19 protein-coding genes and 1 pseudogene are annotated in these 15,410 nt (G+C 68.1%); 7 read left to right on the top strand and 13 right to left on the bottom strand.

The window, feature by feature from the left end; genetic code table 11:
* Positions 1-126: 126 nt before the first annotated feature.
* From GOY17_RS13295 to GOY17_RS13270, 6 genes are all read right to left on the bottom strand, one after another.
* Positions 127-2,151 carry a M2 family metallopeptidase gene (locus GOY17_RS13295; RefSeq protein WP_157030756.1) on the bottom strand — a complete coding sequence of 675 codons (2,025 nt, stop codon included), beginning with the start codon at positions 2,149-2,151 and terminating at the stop codon, positions 127-129.
* 229 nt (positions 2,152-2,380) lie between these two features.
* Positions 2,381-2,860 carry a hypothetical protein gene (locus tag GOY17_RS13290; protein ID WP_157030755.1) on the bottom strand — a complete coding sequence of 160 codons (480 nt, stop codon included), beginning with the start codon at positions 2,858-2,860 and terminating at the stop codon, positions 2,381-2,383.
* Between the two features lie 139 nt (positions 2,861-2,999).
* A complete protein-coding gene (gene minE, locus GOY17_RS13285) occupies positions 3,000-3,266 on the bottom strand; it encodes a cell division topological specificity factor MinE (protein ID WP_115842847.1) in 267 nt (88 codons plus the stop codon).
* 2 nt (positions 3,267-3,268) lie between these two features.
* Positions 3,269-4,078, bottom strand: a complete 810-nt coding sequence (gene minD / locus GOY17_RS13280; protein ID WP_115842848.1) for a septum site-determining protein MinD — start codon at positions 4,076-4,078, stop codon at positions 3,269-3,271.
* Between the two features lie 25 nt (positions 4,079-4,103).
* Positions 4,104-4,874, bottom strand: coding sequence for a septum site-determining protein MinC (gene minC, locus GOY17_RS13275; RefSeq protein ID WP_157030754.1), 771 nt, complete (start codon positions 4,872-4,874; stop codon positions 4,104-4,106).
* An 8-nt stretch (positions 4,875-4,882) separates the two neighbouring features.
* Positions 4,883-5,482: a GNAT family N-acetyltransferase gene (locus GOY17_RS13270; protein ID WP_115842850.1), complete on the bottom strand. Its 600-nt coding sequence runs from the start codon at positions 5,480-5,482 to the stop codon at positions 4,883-4,885.
* A 184-nt stretch (positions 5,483-5,666) separates the two neighbouring features.
* Here GOY17_RS13270 and GOY17_RS13265 point away from each other — a divergent pair, with 184 nt between their 5' ends.
* The 7 genes and pseudogenes from GOY17_RS13265 (at position 5,667) to GOY17_RS13235 (ending at position 10,743) form a co-directional block, all read left to right on the top strand.
* The gene (locus tag GOY17_RS13265; protein WP_115842851.1) at positions 5,667-6,860 is read left to right on the top strand and encodes a sensor histidine kinase; all 1,194 of its coding nucleotides are present in this window, start codon (positions 5,667-5,669) and stop codon (positions 6,858-6,860) included.
* Complete coding sequence (locus GOY17_RS13260) at positions 6,857-7,498, top strand: response regulator (RefSeq protein WP_115842852.1); 642 nt, start codon at positions 6,857-6,859, stop codon at positions 7,496-7,498. Before GOY17_RS13265 ends, GOY17_RS13260 begins: the two co-directional genes overlap by 4 nt.
* Before the next feature lie 82 nt (positions 7,499-7,580).
* Positions 7,581-7,649, top strand: a pseudogene (locus tag GOY17_RS18965) (DNA-binding response regulator); the annotation flags it as partial.
* Between the two features lie 278 nt (positions 7,650-7,927).
* The gene (locus GOY17_RS13250; protein WP_115842853.1) at positions 7,928-9,004 is read left to right on the top strand and encodes a polyketide cyclase; all 1,077 of its coding nucleotides are present in this window, start codon (positions 7,928-7,930) and stop codon (positions 9,002-9,004) included.
* A 164-nt stretch (positions 9,005-9,168) separates the two neighbouring features.
* Positions 9,169-9,546: a DUF423 domain-containing protein gene (locus tag GOY17_RS13245; protein WP_157030752.1), complete on the top strand. Its 378-nt coding sequence runs from the start codon at positions 9,169-9,171 to the stop codon at positions 9,544-9,546.
* A 1-nt stretch (position 9,547) separates the two neighbouring features.
* Entirely contained in the window at positions 9,548-10,222 is a 675-nt protein-coding gene (locus tag GOY17_RS13240) for a DNA-3-methyladenine glycosylase family protein (RefSeq protein ID WP_157030751.1), read from the top strand.
* A gap of 128 nt (positions 10,223-10,350) precedes the next feature.
* On the top strand, positions 10,351-10,743 hold the full coding sequence (locus GOY17_RS13235; RefSeq protein ID WP_157030750.1) for a hypothetical protein: 393 nt from the start codon (positions 10,351-10,353) through the stop codon (positions 10,741-10,743).
* Here the strand turns inward: GOY17_RS13235 and GOY17_RS13230 are convergent.
* The 7 genes from GOY17_RS13230 to GOY17_RS13200 form a co-directional block, all read right to left on the bottom strand.
* Positions 10,724-11,809 carry an acyltransferase family protein gene (locus tag GOY17_RS13230; RefSeq protein WP_157030749.1) on the bottom strand — a complete coding sequence of 362 codons (1,086 nt, stop codon included), beginning with the start codon at positions 11,807-11,809 and terminating at the stop codon, positions 10,724-10,726. The genes GOY17_RS13235 and GOY17_RS13230 overlap by 20 nt on opposite strands.
* A gap of 35 nt (positions 11,810-11,844) precedes the next feature.
* Entirely contained in the window at positions 11,845-12,657 is an 813-nt protein-coding gene (locus tag GOY17_RS13225; RefSeq protein WP_157030748.1) for a M15 family metallopeptidase, read from the bottom strand.
* A 46-nt stretch (positions 12,658-12,703) separates the two neighbouring features.
* Entirely contained in the window at positions 12,704-12,880 is a 177-nt protein-coding gene (locus GOY17_RS13220; protein ID WP_232338430.1) for a DUF4177 domain-containing protein, read from the bottom strand.
* Positions 12,877-13,077, bottom strand: a complete 201-nt coding sequence (locus GOY17_RS13215; protein ID WP_115842860.1) for a type II toxin-antitoxin system antitoxin — start codon at positions 13,075-13,077, stop codon at positions 12,877-12,879. Before GOY17_RS13215 ends, GOY17_RS13220 begins: the two co-directional genes overlap by 4 nt.
* Before the next feature lie 10 nt (positions 13,078-13,087).
* Positions 13,088-13,381: a hypothetical protein gene (locus GOY17_RS13210; RefSeq protein ID WP_157030746.1), complete on the bottom strand. Its 294-nt coding sequence runs from the start codon at positions 13,379-13,381 to the stop codon at positions 13,088-13,090.
* Entirely contained in the window at positions 13,381-14,256 is an 876-nt protein-coding gene (locus tag GOY17_RS13205; RefSeq protein ID WP_157030745.1) for an SPFH domain-containing protein, read from the bottom strand. The genes GOY17_RS13210 and GOY17_RS13205 overlap by 1 nt, the downstream gene beginning before the upstream one ends.
* A gap of 91 nt (positions 14,257-14,347) precedes the next feature.
* Entirely contained in the window at positions 14,348-15,298 is a 951-nt protein-coding gene (locus GOY17_RS13200; RefSeq protein WP_157030744.1) for a YjiK family protein, read from the bottom strand.
* Between the last annotated feature and the right edge of the window lie 112 nt (positions 15,299-15,410).

The raw sequence follows: 15,410 nt of genomic DNA, 5'->3' as shown, positions 1-15,410 counted from the left end.
GCCGTCACCATACCCGCGTGGCCGTGGCGTCCGCGCTACGCAGGTTGGCGGGAATGCCGTGGGATGTCGCAAAAAAGAAAACGGCCGGCAGGGCCGGCCGTTTCCTTCGCGCGTTCAGGACGAAACTCAGCCCTGCTTCGGCGCTTGCTGTTTCGCCGGTTCGGCGGGCGTCGTCGCGGGTGCGGGCGTTGCGGCGGTCGCATCGGCCTGCCAGCCGCAGGTCTTGCCTTCGTTCTGCTGCTTCAGCCAGGTCTGCAGCGGGCCGAAGTACTCCAGCACCGCCGAGGCGTCCATCTGCTCGCCGCCGGTGAGTTCCTTCAGCGTCTTCTGCCACGGCTGGCTCGCGCCCTTGCTGAGCATCGCCTGGAAGCGCGCGCCGGCTTCCTTGTTGCCGTAGAAGCTGCACTCGTGCAGCGGGCCCTTGTAGCCCGACGCATCGCACAGTGCCTTGTAGAACTGGAACTGCAGCACGTGCGCGAAGAAGTAGCGCGTGTACGGCGTGTTGCCCGGCACGTGGTACTTCGCGCCGGCGTCGAAGAACTCCTCGCCGCGCGCCGTCGACGGCGCCACGCCCTGGTACTTCGCCTTCAGTTCCCACCACGCCTTGTTGTAGTCGGCCGGCTTGATCGAGCCGTCGAACACGCCCCAGCGCCAGCGGTCGATCATCAGGCCGAACGGCAGGAACGCGACCTTCGCCAGCGCCATGCGCATCTGCGCGTTGACCACGGCCTCGTCGCTGACCTGCTGCTCGCCGGCCAGGCCGATCGACTGCAGGTACTTGGGCGTCATCGACAGCACGATCGTGTCGCCGATGGCTTCATGGAAGCCGTCGTGCGCGCCCTGCTGGAACAGCGGCGGCAGCTTGTTGTACGCGAGGTAGTAATAGACGTGGCCGAGCTCGTGGTAGATCGTCGTGAAATCTTCCTCGTTCGGCTTGATGCACATCTTGATGCGCACGTCGCCGGCCATGTTCATGTCCCATGCGCTCGCGTGGCAGACCACGTCGCGATCACGCGGCTTGATGAATTGCGTGTGCGTCCAGTAGCTCTCCGGCAGCTTCTGCATGCCCAGCGAGGTGTAGAAATCCTGCGCGCGCTCGCTCATCAGCTTGGCCGAGGCGAGGCGGGCGTCCTGCTCCAGCTGCGCCAGTTCCGCCGGCGCGCGCTTGCCCGGATTCTTCGCGAGCATCGCGTCGTGCGTGGCGCGGTACTGCGATTCCAGCGCGGTGGTGATCTCCGGAACGCTGGCGTTCGGATACGGCGCCAGGATGTCCCACAGGTTGCCCCAGTCCTGCTGCCACATGTTGCCCATCAGGTGCGCGGGCAGCATGTTGCCGGCCACGTGGCCGCGGTCGGTGCCGTACTTCGCTTCAAGGCGCGTGCGCGCATAGCAGTGCAGCTGTTCGTACAGCGGCTTGACCTGGCCCCAGAGGCGGTCGGTTTCGGTGGCCATTTCGGCCGGCGTCATGTCGTAGCCCGAACGCCACATCTCGCCGGTGTCGGCGAAGCCCATGTCGCGCGCGCCCTGGTTCACCAGTTCGACGAAACGCGTGTAATCGCCGCGCATCGGCTTGGAGATGGTGTGCCAGCCCTGCCACGCCTGCAGCTGCTCGTCGTAGTCGCGGCTGGTGCGCAGCACGTCTTCCAGGTCGCCCAGCTGGCGGCACTGCTTCGCGTCGCCTTCGCCGGTGCAGTAAGTGCCGGCGCCGTACATGCCTTCCAGGCGCGTGGCGATCTTGGTCAGTTCCTCGAGCTTGGCCGGATCCTTCGGCGGCGGCATCGCGGTGCCGAGCTTGAGCAACTGGATCGAGCGCGCCGTTTCCGGCGACATCTGCTGGCCTTCGAAACGCTTGGCCTGCTCGATCCAGTTGTTGAGCTGGGCGAGGTAGCGTTCGTTGGCCTTGGCCGACAGCAGCTGGCTGTCGTCGTTGATGTAGGTCGAGGACAGCCACTGCGCGGCGGTCATCTCCGGATACATCTTCCGGTACTCATCGTTCACCCGGGCGATGAACTGGTCGGCGGTCTCGCCGGCCGGCGCGGTGGTCGGCGCTCCGGTGGTCGTGGTGGTCGGGGTCGGTTCCTTCTTGCAACCGCCCAGGCCGATCGCGGCCGCGGTGATGCTGAGCGCGAGGAGCGCGCGTACGGGTTTCATGATGACTCTCTCCGGAGTGAACTGCCCGCCAGACGGCGGCCCCGGAAGGCTAGAGGCGGCGCGGGACGGGCGCAAGGGAAGGAAGATTGGTGCGGTGCAGCGCGGCGGGTACTGGGTCGCGACAGCCCGTCATCCCCGCGAAGGCGGGGATCCAGCACTCAAACGCCTCACTTCCGGAAGGGGGAATTGCAGCGGGCGGCTGGATTCCCGCCTTCGCGGGAATGACGGCTTAGAGAGGCGCCGCCAGGGAACGCGTTGCCAGATCGGCCAGGCCGCGCACATGCAGCCATTCCCATGCGGCATCGGAATCGCGTTCGAAATACGCCTTCGCCGAACCCAGCCGGAACGTGTAGCCCCAGCCGTCCATGTCGGCGAGCACGCGTTCGCGTCCGACGCCCGGCAGCGCATCGCCGAGCAGCGCCTGCAGCACGCACACGGCGTCTTCTTCCTCGATCGAATCGGTGGCGTCGGTGTGCACCTGCGCGCGGCGTTCGGGCGGCAGGACGATCAGGTGCGCGGCTTCGTGCAGCAGCGAATGCACCGGCGTGTCGCCGCGCGCATAGACGTTGTGGCCGATCAGCCCCGCTTCGCATTCGCCCCAGTAGCTGCCGGGGATCGCCTCGCCGTCGGCGACGCGATGCAACGCCAGGCCGTACCGCACGAGCAGCGCGGCGGTGGCGTCGAAGGAGATGTCGGCGAGGGTGAGCATTGCGGGTTTCGTCCCCTCTCCCGCTTGCGGGAGAGGGCAGGGAGAGGGCAGGGTGAGGGCGAACGGAGCGGCAGCTCTGGGCTGCCCTCATCCGGCCTTCGGCCACCTTCTCCCGCGGGCGGGAGAAGGGATCAGGCGATCACGCCTGCGCCGGGTTTTCCGGCAGCGCGACGGAAATGTCCAATACCTTGCTGTCGCCTTCGCCGATCAGGTCAACCTTCACCGATTCGGCGTCGACATTGATGTACTTGCGGATCACCTCCAGCAACTCGCGCTGCAGCATCGGCAGGTAATCCGGGCTGTTGCTGCCGCGGCCGGCGCGTTCGTGCGCGACGATGATGCGCAGGCGATCCTTGGCGATCGTGGCGGTCTGCTTCTTGGCGAGCAGGAAATCGAACAAGCCCATCCTCAACCTCCGAAGATCTTGCTGAAGAAACCCTTCTTCTCTGCAGTGATGAAGCGCATCGGCCGGGTGTCGCCCAGCAGGCGCGCGACGGCGTCGTCATAGGCCTGGGCCGCGTTGGACTCGGTTTCCAGGATGACCGGCTCGCCCTTGTTGGACGCGTTGAGCACGTCCGGCGATTCGGGGATCACGCCGATCGTCTTGAGGCCGAGGATTTCCTCGACGTCGCCGACCGACAGCATCTCGCCCGTTTCCACCCGGTTCGGGCTATAGCGGGTGAGCAGCAGGTGTTCCTTGATGCGCTCGCCGTTCTCGGCGCGGCGCGTCTTCGACGCCAGCAGGCCGAGGATGCGGTCCGAGTCGCGCACCGACGAGACTTCCGGGTTCACGACCACCAGCGCCTGGTCGGCGAAGTACATCGCCAGGTACGCACCCTTCTCGATGCCGGCCGGCGAGTCGCACACGATGTAGTCGAAGCCGTCGGCGGCCAGATCGTCGAGCACCTTCTGCACGCCTTCCTTCGTCAGCGCGTCCTTGTCGCGCGTCTGCGACGCGGCGAGCACGTACAGGTTCTCGAAACGCTTGTCCTTGATCAGCGCCTGCTTCAGGTTCGCCTCGCCATTGACGACGTTGACGAAGTCGTACACCACGCGACGCTCGCAGCCCATGATCAGGTCGAGGTTGCGCAGGCCGACGTCGAAGTCGATGACGGCGACCTTGTGGCCACGGCGGGCGAGACCGCACGCGAGGCTGGCGCTGGTGGTGGTCTTGCCCACGCCGCCCTTGCCCGAGGTGACTACGATGATTTCGGCCACTAAACAATCCTCCGGTGGTGCGGTCTCAATCCTGAGCCGCGATCTTTAGTTGTTGGTCTTCGAGCCAGATCTGCACGGCCTTGCCGCGCAGTTCCTTCGGAATTTCTTCCATCACTTTGTAGTGGCCCGCGATCGCGACGAGTTCGGCATGGAACTCGCGGCAGAAGATGCGGGCCTGTTCGTTGCCTTTCGCGCCAGCCAGGGCGCGACCGCGCAACGGTCCGTAAATATGCACCGAGCCGTCGGAGATCACCTCCGCACCGGCGCCCACCGTTGTCAGTACGGTCAGGTCGCGGTTTTCGGCGTAGATCTGCTGGCCCGAACGCACCGGTGCCGACTGGATCATGCCCGGCGCCACGTTCGCGACGGCCGGCGCCGCGGCGGCGGGCGCGCTTTTCGCGGCCTTCGGCGGCGGCGGGGGCTCTGGCTCACGAATGGTCGGCGCGGGCGACGGCGCCTGCTCGTCGCGCTCGTAGGAGGCGCGGAACTTCGCCAGCAGCGGCAGGCCGAGCGCCTCGGAGAGCCGCTCGATCTCGGTGGTGCCGTAGGCCAGCGCCACCGGCAGCACGCCGGCGTCGCGCAGGCCTTCGATCAGGGCGCGTGCGGTGGTTTCGTCCGGCGTGCGCGTGAGGCCGCCGAAGTCGATCACCACCGCCGCACGCGCGAACAGCTTCGGCGCGCGCTGCACGCGGCCGCGCATTTCCTCGGTGAGTCTGGCGACGTCGAGGGTGCGGATGCGCAGGTTCGCGATGCCGACCTGGCCGATCTTCAGTTCGCCGGCCAGTTCGAAGTCCATGGCGGCGCTCACAGGGCGGTACCGGTCAGGCGTTGCGCGGCGACGGCGTTGCGCGGGCGGGTGATCCACGGCGCCTGCGGCAGCGCGTCGCCGTAGGTCTCGCGGACCCAGGCGTAGCTGCACAGCGGCTTCATGAGCATCGCGGCGCGCACGTCGGCCTCTTCCATCACGTGCTGCCCGACCTCGTGGAAGCCGAAGCTGCCGTGGAAGAGCAGGGCGGGGTCGTTGGTGCCTTCCAGGAACACCTCGCAGGCCATCTGCGGATAGCGCAGCTCGGCGTAGCTCTGGGCGTCGGCATAGAACGCACGGCCGACGCCGCCGCCGCGACGGCGGCTGGCGACCACGATGCGGTCGATGTAGAAGAAATTCGGGTAACGCTCGCAGAACCAGCGGAAGTTGCTGCTGTCGTGGTTCGTATGGCTGCCCACGCCGATCAGGAAGCCGGCGATGGCCCCGTCGCGCTCGGCGACGCGGAAGTATTCGGCGGTATCGAAGAAGTGACGCAGTCTCGCCGCATCCAGCGGCAGGATCGCAGGGCCGGCGGCGTTGTTGAGGGCAAGGACGGAATCCAGCTCGTGCTCACGCACGTCGCGGACGACGATCGACATTCCAGGCTCCAGCTGTGCTTCGGACCGGGCGCAAAGCGCGGCCGGCGTCGCGATTATCGCATGGCCGACTCCCCCGGGCGACCCGTCACGGCGCGGCCGACGACGCCATGGGAAGATGCGGGCGACCGCTGAGACATGACTTTCGGACGGCTCCCCAGACCCTTGATGCGTTTAGCATGCCGGCATGCTGGCCCGCCTCAACCACACCCGATTGCTGCGCTACGCGGGCCTGTTCACCTGGGGCGCCGTGGGCCTCTGGCTGCTCAGCGTCTGGTTCGATCCGACCATCCTCAGTCCCGACACCGAAGGCCCACCGGCGCTGCAGATCCTGCGCTGGCTGGTGGTTTACCTCGCGTTCGGGCTGATCTACTGGTGGATCAGCCGCCAGCTCGGACGGCCGAGCGGGGCGCTCGACAAGGTCCTGCTGCTCGTCCTCACCGGTTGCGCGATCGGCGTCGGCTACTTCTCGCGCACGGGCTTGGGCTCGATCCTGCTGATGGTCGTGGCCGGCCTGCTGCCGTGGCTGATGCCGGTGCGCTGGGGCCTGGCGCTGCTGGTCGGCGGCAACGTCGCGATCATCCCGCTGTTCGTCGAGGCGCTGGATTTCCCGCCGATGGTCGCCGTGCTCCAGTCGGTGACCTACATGGGCTTCTCCAGCCTGGTCTTCGTCACCGCGCTCGTCGCGCGCCAGCAGGCCGAAGCCCGCGAGGAGCAGCGCCGCCTCAACGCCGAACTGCGCGCTACGCGCGCGCTGCTGGGCGAAAGCGTTCGGGTGAACGAACGCACGCGCATCTCGCGCGAACTGCACGACCTGCTGGGCCATCACCTCACGGCGCTGAGCCTCAACCTGGAAGTCGCCGGGCACCTGTCCGAAGGCCGTGTGAAGGAGCACGTACAGCAGGCACACACGCTCGCGCGCCTGCTGCTGACCGACGTGCGCGAAGCGGTGAGCCAGCTGCGCGAGGGCGGGGCGATCGACCTGTCGGCCGCGCTGCTGCCGCTGGCCGAGAACGTGCCGGCGCTGGACATCCACATGGACATCCAGGCGCCGCTGACGCTGGACGATCCCGAGCGCGCGCACGTGCTGCTGCGCTGCACGCAGGAAATCATCACCAACGCCGTGCGCCACGCCGGCGCGCGCAACCTGTGGATCAACGCCGGGCGGCGTTCGGACTGCATCGTCATGAGCGCGCGCGACGACGGCAACGGAAGCGACAACCTCGTCGCCGGCAACGGCCTGCGCGGCATGCGCGAGCGCCTGCAGGCGCACGGCGGGGACCTCAAGATCGAAACCCGGCTGGGTGCGGGCTTCTGCCTGCACCTGACGCTGCCGGCCTCGGCGGCTGCGGCCGCTGCCTGCGAAGGAGCCATCGCATGATCCGTGTGTTGATAGTCGACGACCAGACGCTGGTCCGGCAGGGCGTCCGCTCCCTGTTGGCCCTGGCCGAAGGCATCGAGGTAATTGGCGAAGCCGGCGACGGCCGCCAGGCGGTGGACCTGATTCCGCAGCTCAAGCCCGACGTGGTGCTGATGGACATGCGCATGCCGGTGATGTCGGGCCTGGAGGCGCTGCAGCACATGGCGCGCAACAACACGCTGCCGCCGACGATCATTCTGACCACCTTCGACGACGACCAGCTGGTGCTGGCCGGCCTGAAGGCGGGCGCGAAGGGCTACCTGCTCAAGGACGTCTCGCTCGAACAACTGGTGAGCGCGATACAGGCCGTCGCCGACGGCGGTTCGCTCGTGCAGCCGGCGGTGACGCAGCGCCTGCTGTCCGGCCTGGAACACATGCGCAACGACTTCGTCAGCCTCGATCGCCCCGATCCGCTGACCGAACGCGAAACCGAGATCCTGCGCCTGATGGCCGGTGGCTTTTCCAACAAGGAAATCGCCAATTCCCTCGGCGTCGCCGAAGGCACGATCAAGAACCACGTCTCGAACATCCTGTCCAAGCTCGGCGTGCGCGATCGCACGCGCGCGGTGCTCAAGGCCTTCGAGTTGCAGCTGGTCTGAGCGCAGGATGCCCGGCCCGGCGCAGCGCGCCGGGCGTTCGCCGCCATGCGAGGCAATGCCTCGCATGCGATGGCGGCTCACCCTGTCCAAGCTCGGCGTGCGCGATCGCACGCGAGCGGTGCTCAAAGCCTTCGAGTTGCAGCTGGTCTGAGCGCGGTCGGTGCCGGGCCCTTTCCGCACGCGGACGGGCCCGAAGTGGCAAGGTCGTCGACCGCGCCCCGGCGTTCCGGGGCCGCACCTTGCCGACCCTGTCGGGTCACCCGGCTCCGGACTGGCCGGCCCTGCGCAATGGCTCCGGGCGCCGCGCCAGGCGGCCTTTCCCCACCTTACTTTTCTTGCCCGGACAGCTGCCCCGCCCGCGGCTTCCTTGATACGATTGCGGGTCTGTGTCCCGGTCAACCGGGTACCGGCGCCCTCGGAGAAACCTGAATGACCCGTCTGATCGAGATTTTGATTTCCCTGGCCATCGTGGCCGCGCTGTTCCTCATCGTAGGCATCGCGCTGCCGTCGAGCCGTCACCTGGAGCATTCGGTTGAGACCAACCGCAAGCTCACCATCGTGTACGACAGCCTCAATAGCCTGAAGCGCTTCAAGGACTGGAACCCGCTCGTCCTGCGCGACCCGAAGATCGAGCTGAAGCTCTCCGGCCCGGAATCGGGCGTGGGTGCGCGCCTTGACTACAACTCCAAGGAAAAGGGCCTGCGCCAAGGCAGCTGGGAGATCACCGCCAGCGATCCGGGCAAGCGCGTCGCCTATGCGCTGACCGACATCGAGCCGGGTCGCAACAAGCGCACCGAGTTCACCCTGCGTCCGACCGGCCGCGGTGGCCGCAATGTGCAGATCACGCAGACCTATGACGTCGACTACGGCTGGAACCTGATCGGCCGCTACGCCGGCCTGTACGTCAGCAGCAACGTCGGCGAAGACATGAAGATGGGCCTGACCCGCCTGACCAACATGCTCGCCGCCGTGCCGAACTACGACTACGCCGAGCTGAGCAAGGCCGACCCGTCGAAGGCGCCCAAGATCGTCGATCGCCCGGCCGAGAACCTGCTGGTCGTCACCGCCGCGGTCGAGCGCACCAACGACAAGGTCATGGGCCAGATCAACTCCAACATGGAGTGGATCAAGAAGGTGATGGCCGCCAACGGCCTGGAGCCGGCCGGCCCGGTCCGCATCGTGACCAACGAGTTCGGTTCGGAGATGTACTCCTTCGACGTCGCCCAGCCGGTCAAGAAGATCGGTGCCGCCGACGGCAGCGAGAAGCTGGACGTGAAGCTCGAAGGTCCGGTGACCTTCGCGTTCAACGAGCCGGCGCGCGTCGCCGTCGTCCCGGGCTTCAAGGGCCACATGGCCAACCTGCCGAAGGTCCGCGACGCCCTGCGTGGCTGGGCGCTGACGCACGGCTACGAGACGGTCGACCGTCCGTACGAAGCGTGGACCGGCGGTGTGCCGGCTGCGTTCACCGAAGAAGGCACCTTCGACGTGTTCTGGGCCGTCAAGTAAGACGCCCGGCTCGCGCCGACGCTTCACGAAACGCGCCGCGGACTCCGCGGCGCGTTTTTTTGTGCCCGCGTTCGCACTGCGAATGGGCCATGCACGGCCCGCACGGTTTGGAGTCTCGCGCGAACAGGCGCTATCGTGCCGACTTCGCGCAAGGGACGACCTGCATGAGCCTCTACCCGAGCACGCACCATCTGCCGCTATCCGCGCGCCTGCTCGCCGCCGCGGGCGCACTGCTGGCGGCCGCGGCGGTCGCGCTGTCGGCCTATGCCGCCCATGCCGCGCAGGGCGAGGACGTGCAGCGCCTGCACAGCGCCGCGTTGTTCGCCTTCGGGCATGGCATCGCACTGGCGGCGCTCGTGCCGCGGCGGCCGCGCATGTTCCGCACGCTGGCGCTGGTGTTGCTGCTGCTGGGCACGCTGGTGTTCTCCGGCAGCCTCGCCGGTGCGGTGCTGTCCGGCATGACGACGCGGTTCGCGCCCATCGGCGGCAGCATGATGATCCTGGCGTGGGTGCTCTACGCCGTCGACTCGCTGAGGCGCTGACGTGCCCCGTTTCTCGCGAGGATTCGATACCGACGCAGCGCATGCGCACCTGGTCAGGCGCGACCGGAAGCTCGCGCGCTGGATGAAGAAGATCGGCCCCATCGAACCGGATCCGCGCTGGCGCAAACCCTTCGATCCGGTCGACGCGCTTGCCCGCGCGATCCTCTACCAGCAGCTCAGCGGCAAGGCCGCGGCGACGATCGTGGGCCGCGTGGAAGCGGCGATCGGCGCCACGCGCTTCCACGCCGACACGCTGGCGCGCATCGACGATGCGGGCCTTCGCGCGTGCGGGGTGTCGGGCAACAAGACGCTGGCGCTTCGCGATCTCGCGGCGCGCGAGGCACGGGGTGAGATCCCCGACCTTCGCCGGATGAGCGTCATGGACAACGACGCCATCGTGCAGGCGCTGGTGCCGGTGCGCGGCATCGGCCGGTGGACGGTCGAGATGATGCTGATGTTCCGCCTGGGTCGGCCCGACGTGCTGCCCACCGACGACCTCGGCATCCGCAAGGGCGCCCAGCGCGTCGACGCGCTGGAGGAGATGCCCACGCCGAAGGTGCTGGCAGAAACCGGCGAGCGCTGGGGTCCGTACCGCACCTACGCCAGCCTCTACCTGTGGCGGATCGCGGACTTCGCCGCGGCCGCGAAAGTGCCCACGAAGCGTTCGCAGGACTGAGCACCCCGACGGCTGCCAAGCGCGCGGCGCGACCGCGACGCCGGCGTGACGGGGCGCGTGCCTAGATTCGAAGCGCCTACGGCCGGCTCGCGCCGTCCGTCCCTGCTGCCCACAGAAGGAGGTTCGTCATGCGATCGCTCCAACGCTCCGGCTTCATCCGCGCCGTGTCTCTCGTCGTCCTGCTTTGCGCATGCGCGCTCGCGCAGGCGGCTCCGTCGAACAAGTGGCGCATCCAGGTCAGCAGCGATGCCGACAGCGACGGCGTCGTCGCCTTCCGCATCGCCCCGACGGACGCCGCGCCTGTCGACGTCACCGTGCAGGTGCCGAAGGACGCCGGCGAGAACCACATCGCCCGCCTGATCCGCGACACGCTGCGCGCCAAGCTCGGCGATCGCTACAAGATCGAGGTCGACGACGGCGAGGACGTGCTGGTGAAAAAGCGTACCGGCGGTTCGAACTTCGACCTGACCATCACCCAGAAGACCGTCGCCGGCGTGCGCATCACGCTGGATCGCGAATAGCGACCGGCATCGGCTCGGGCACGACGTCCGGCGCGACGGGCGCCGGCGCGCGCCTGCGCTTGAACCGCAACGCCGGCCGTTCGACGAAACGCCACGACAGCGCGGCGAGCGTGCCGGCGAGCAGCGTCGCCCAGAACGTGTTGAACAGCGGTCCGCTTCCGGGCGCTACATGCAGCACCAGCTGCTGCGACGGCCAGCCGTACAGGTAAAGGCCGTAGGAGATGTCGTGGTGCCGGAGCCGCGGCAGCTTCGGCACGTAGGCGACGAAGAACGTCGTGTACGACAGCGCGATGAAATAGGCGATATGGAAATACGCCGTGCCGCGCATTACCGCCGCCGCGCCGAGCGCAACCACCAGCAGCGGCCAGGCCAGCGGAATGCGCGCGCGGTTTACCCAGGCGAACACACCCATCGCGAAGAACGCCTGGCACCAGAGGTTCGAGACCTTCCACGACGCCAGGGAAGCGACGTCGATGAACATGAAACCGGCCACCAGACCGACCACGGCCAGCGTGTTGTAGCGCCAGCCACGCAGCAGTCGCGCCATGCCCAGCGCGGCCAGCAGCAGGTACAGGCGGAATTCCACCGGCAGCGACCAGATCGACCCGTTGATCGCCTTGTTCGGCAAGTCCTCGAACACGCCCGGCAGGAAGTACTGCGCCTTGTCGAGCGTGATGTTGCGCAGCAGGTACTTCCAAGTCTGCGGCGACTGCCAGTAGTCCGGCGAGGTCGTCAGCAGCGCCCCCAGCACGAACACGCTCAGCGACACGCAGACGATCAGCGCCGGGAAGATGCGCAACGCGCGCGCGGCGAGGTAGTCGCGCAGGCGGTTGCGTTCGAAACTCGCGGCAATGAGGAAGCCGCTGATCAGGAAGAACATGTCCACCGCAACCGCGCCGGCGAAGCGGATCTGCACCACCTGCTGGATCAGGTCCGGTCCCGGCGATGCCGTCACCGCGTACGAATGGCCGTAGATCACCAGCCACGCGGCGAACAGGCGCATCAGGTTGAAGTTGTTGTCGCGCTGCGAGGCGCCGTCGGCGAGCGAACGGAAGGACGTGGGCATCTAAGGGAAAGGGAGGATGGTTCGGCCGTGCCGCGTCACGCGGTCCGGAATGCCCAGTGCCACGGTTCGTAGACGATGCCGTGCGGGTTGTCGCGCGGGTAGGTCATGGCGAAGCCGTAACCGCCGGCGTTGTCGCGCAGCCAGGCGAAGGCGCGCGTGTGTTCGAATGATTCCTCGGCGGGCGGCTCGTCCGGCGCGCCGATGTCCAGCGCGAGGCCGGAATGGTGTTCGCTGTAGCCCGGCGCCGCGTTGACGGTGAGGATGTCCTCGACGCTTAGTCCGCGTGCGAGCTTGCGTTCGAAAATGCCCAGCTGGTAGTCGTGGCTGCGGTAACCGGAGATCGCTTCCAGCACCACGTCGTCGTGCAATGCCGCCTCGCGCATGTGCGTCCAGGCGCGCGCGGCTTCGACGTGCAGCCACAACGGACGGCGATAGCGATCGAACCCGGCGAAGGCGAGCCAGTCGGGTTCGGCGACCAGCTCCAGCCCGGTGCGCTCGGCGTAAGCGTGGGGGTCCAGGCCGAGCTGTTCGAGTCGTTCTTCCAGCCGGTCGAGCGGCAGGTCGCGCACGTGCTCCAGCCCCACGCGACGGTGCGCCGGCGCGGCGTCGAGCAGGTCCAGCGCTTCGTCCAGGCCGGGCTCGGCGCGCAGGCGCGGCACCAGCGCGAGCAGGCCTTCGGGAAGGTCGGCGGCGAGGTACTGGCCGTCGCGCTTGCGACGCAGCACGTGGCGCGCGCGAGAGAGGGCGCGTGCGTCGAAGTTGCTGCGCGCACGCAGCAGCCCGGCCGGCCAGATCTCGATCCGGGGCGTGTTGACCAGGGCGGTCTTCAGGGGAACGGGCGCGCGCATCGGGACAGGGTAGCGGGGCGGGTGCGAAGGCGCACCCGGCAATGCGTCAGGCCGGACGCTTCAGCACGGCGCGCAGGTGGTCGAACGGCGTCACCGGCATCACGCTGACCAGCTCCCAGCCGTCCGCGCCCAGGCGGTTCAGTTCTTCCTGCAGCCGCTCGCTCACGGCCGGGCCAAGCATGCGCGGCACGATTTCCAACACGTGGTACGTCCACTGGTTCACGTCGATTCCTCGTCGGATGCGGGGTCGGATTCCTGTGCGGAAGTATGCCCCGGCAGCCGCCCCGCCTTGCGCAGCGCGTCGCGCAGCACGTATTCGATCTGCGCGTTCACGCTGCGCAGTTCGTCGTCCGCCCAGCGCTGCGCGGCGGCGAGCACCTCGGCGCTGATGCGCAGCGGGAAGGCTTTCTTCTCGCTCACCGGGCCTCCGTCAGCGCGGCCCGGATCGGCCGCGGCCGAGCTTGAACAGCAGCACCAGCCCGAGCCCGTTCACCGCCACGACCATCGCGACGATCACCGCGAGCCGGCGCGTGCCGTCCTCGCCGGCCCACAGCAGGCCGAGCGCGCCGGCGACGATCGCCATGCCCACCAGCCGCATGACCACCGCCAGCGGCGGCCGCGGCGCGCCCGGCGGGCGGCCGCGCGACATCAACGACGCCGCGATGAACGCCGGAAGGCTGCTGGCCGCCAGGAGGGCGGGAATCACGTAATCGATCATCGCCATCAGTACAGCGTGCCGGTGTTGACGATCGGCTGCGTGCCGCGCTCGCCGCACAGCACGACCAGCAGGTTGCTGACCATGTGCGCCTTGCGTTCCTCGTCCAGTTCGACGACGCCGTTCTTCTGCAGTTCGGCCAGCGCCATTTCGACCATGCCGACCGCGCCGGCGACGATCCGCGTGCGCGCGGCGATGATCGCGTTGGCCTGCTGGCGCTGGAGCATCGCCTGGGCGATTTCCGGCGCGTAGGCGAGGTGGCTGATGCGCGCGTCGACCACGCGCACGCCGGCGTCGGCCAGGCGCTCGGCCAGTTCGTCCTGCAGGTGCTGGCTGATTTCCGCCGCATGGCTGCGCAGCGCGAGCTGGCCTTCCTCGTGCTGGTCGTACGGATAGCTGGTCGCCATCGCGCGCAGCGCCGATTCGGACTGGATGTGCACGAAGCTCTCGTAGTCGTCGACGTTGTAGACGGCTTCGGCGCTGTCGATGACCTGCCAGACGATGACGGCGGCGATCTCGATCGGGCTGCCGTCCAGTTCGTTGACCTTGAGCTTGCCGCTTTCGAAGTTGCGCACGCGCTGGCTGACCTTCTTCTTCGCGTAGAAGGGGTTGTTCCAGCGCAGGCCGTTTTCCTTGACGGTGCCGATGTACTTGCCGAACAGGCTCAGCACTGCGGCCTTGTTGGGTTCGACCATGTACAGGCCGAACAGGCAGACGAAGCTCGCCAGCCCAAGAAGCAGGCCCCAGGCCAGGCGCGTTCCCGAGGGGTCGTCGCCGGCGACGCCCAGGCCGGTCAGCAGCATCCAGCCGGCCGTGGCCAGGAGGATGAGCAGGATCAGCAGGACCGGGATCCCGGGCAGGGAGCGGATCGGGTTCTCTTTCATCGGGGCGATCTCCATTCGTCGATGGAGGATTTGATATCAAAAAGATATCAGGTTGCGCAATCGCGTCGGCGCGCCCGTCCGACGAGCGGCGTCAGGGGACGATCCGGTAGAGCGGGGCGGGGATGAACTCGCCGGTGGCGTAAAGCGCGGTGCCGTCGGCGCTCCAGCCCAGTGCTTCGGCCTGCGGCAGCCAGGGCAGTGGCTGGAAGCGCGGCGCGCGGGAGACCGCCTCGCCCCAGCCTTCGTCGCCCAGGCGCGGGTAGAGCAGCAGCCAGCGGTAGGTCATCACCGCCATCGTGCGGTGGTCCGGCGAGATGTCGGCGGCGGTGACCTGGCTGTCCAGGCGCGCGCGCTGCGGGCTGCGGGTCAGCGCTTCGGCGGACGGCTGCGGCACGCCGGCGAGCGGCCCGAGTTTCTGCGCCGTCTGCAAGGCCGTTCCGGTCGAGGGCCGCAGCGGCAGCGAGAACAGCTCGGGCGGCTGGCGCTTCTTCGAGATCAGCAGCACCTGCTCGCGTTCGGCATCGACGGCGACGGCCTCGCAGTCGCGTGGACCGTCCGGCCAGCGGAAGGCGATCGACCACGCCGGACGCAGGCGCGCGTTCTCCAGCTTCGCCGGCTCCTCGATCACGTGCAGCTGCAGGCTGCGCCGAAGCCCGCCGTTGTCGCCGGTGTCTGCGATCAGCAGGTACGCCTTGCCGTCGAGTTCGAACGAGGCGATGTCTTCCCAGTCGGTCTTCGTCACGCCTTCCACGCGCAATGTCGCCAGACGCGTGCCGTTCGTGCTCACGGCGAACAGCCGCTCGGGATTGCCGCCGTCGTCGTGCATCCACAGCACGTCGCGATGGCGACGCGAGGCCGCCAGTCCGCTGATCTCGTCCATCTGCGGGTCGATCAGCACGCCGGCCAGGCGCGTGCCGTGCTCGACCGGGCGCGGCGCCTCGGCTTCGCGCGAGCACGCCGAAAGCGTCATCGCGAGCGCGACGACCATCCATCGAACCAGGTTGCGCGGGTGGGGGCCGGGCATCGCGGTCAAGGATCGCATGCCAACGCTGCGCGCCGACAGCCCGAAGCGGCTCGTTCGCGCCGCCGCGAGCGCCGGCCGGCGGATCGTCACGTTGATGCGCCCGGTACACTGGCCGCCTTTCCCAGCCCCC

It is taken from the genome of Lysobacter soli (genome assembly GCF_009755585.1).
GTDB lineage: Bacteria > Pseudomonadota > Gammaproteobacteria > Xanthomonadales > Xanthomonadaceae > Lysobacter_J > Lysobacter_J soli.
The sequence above is the reverse complement of the archived record's forward strand: the minus strand, read 5'-3'. Positions and strand labels throughout refer to the sequence as shown.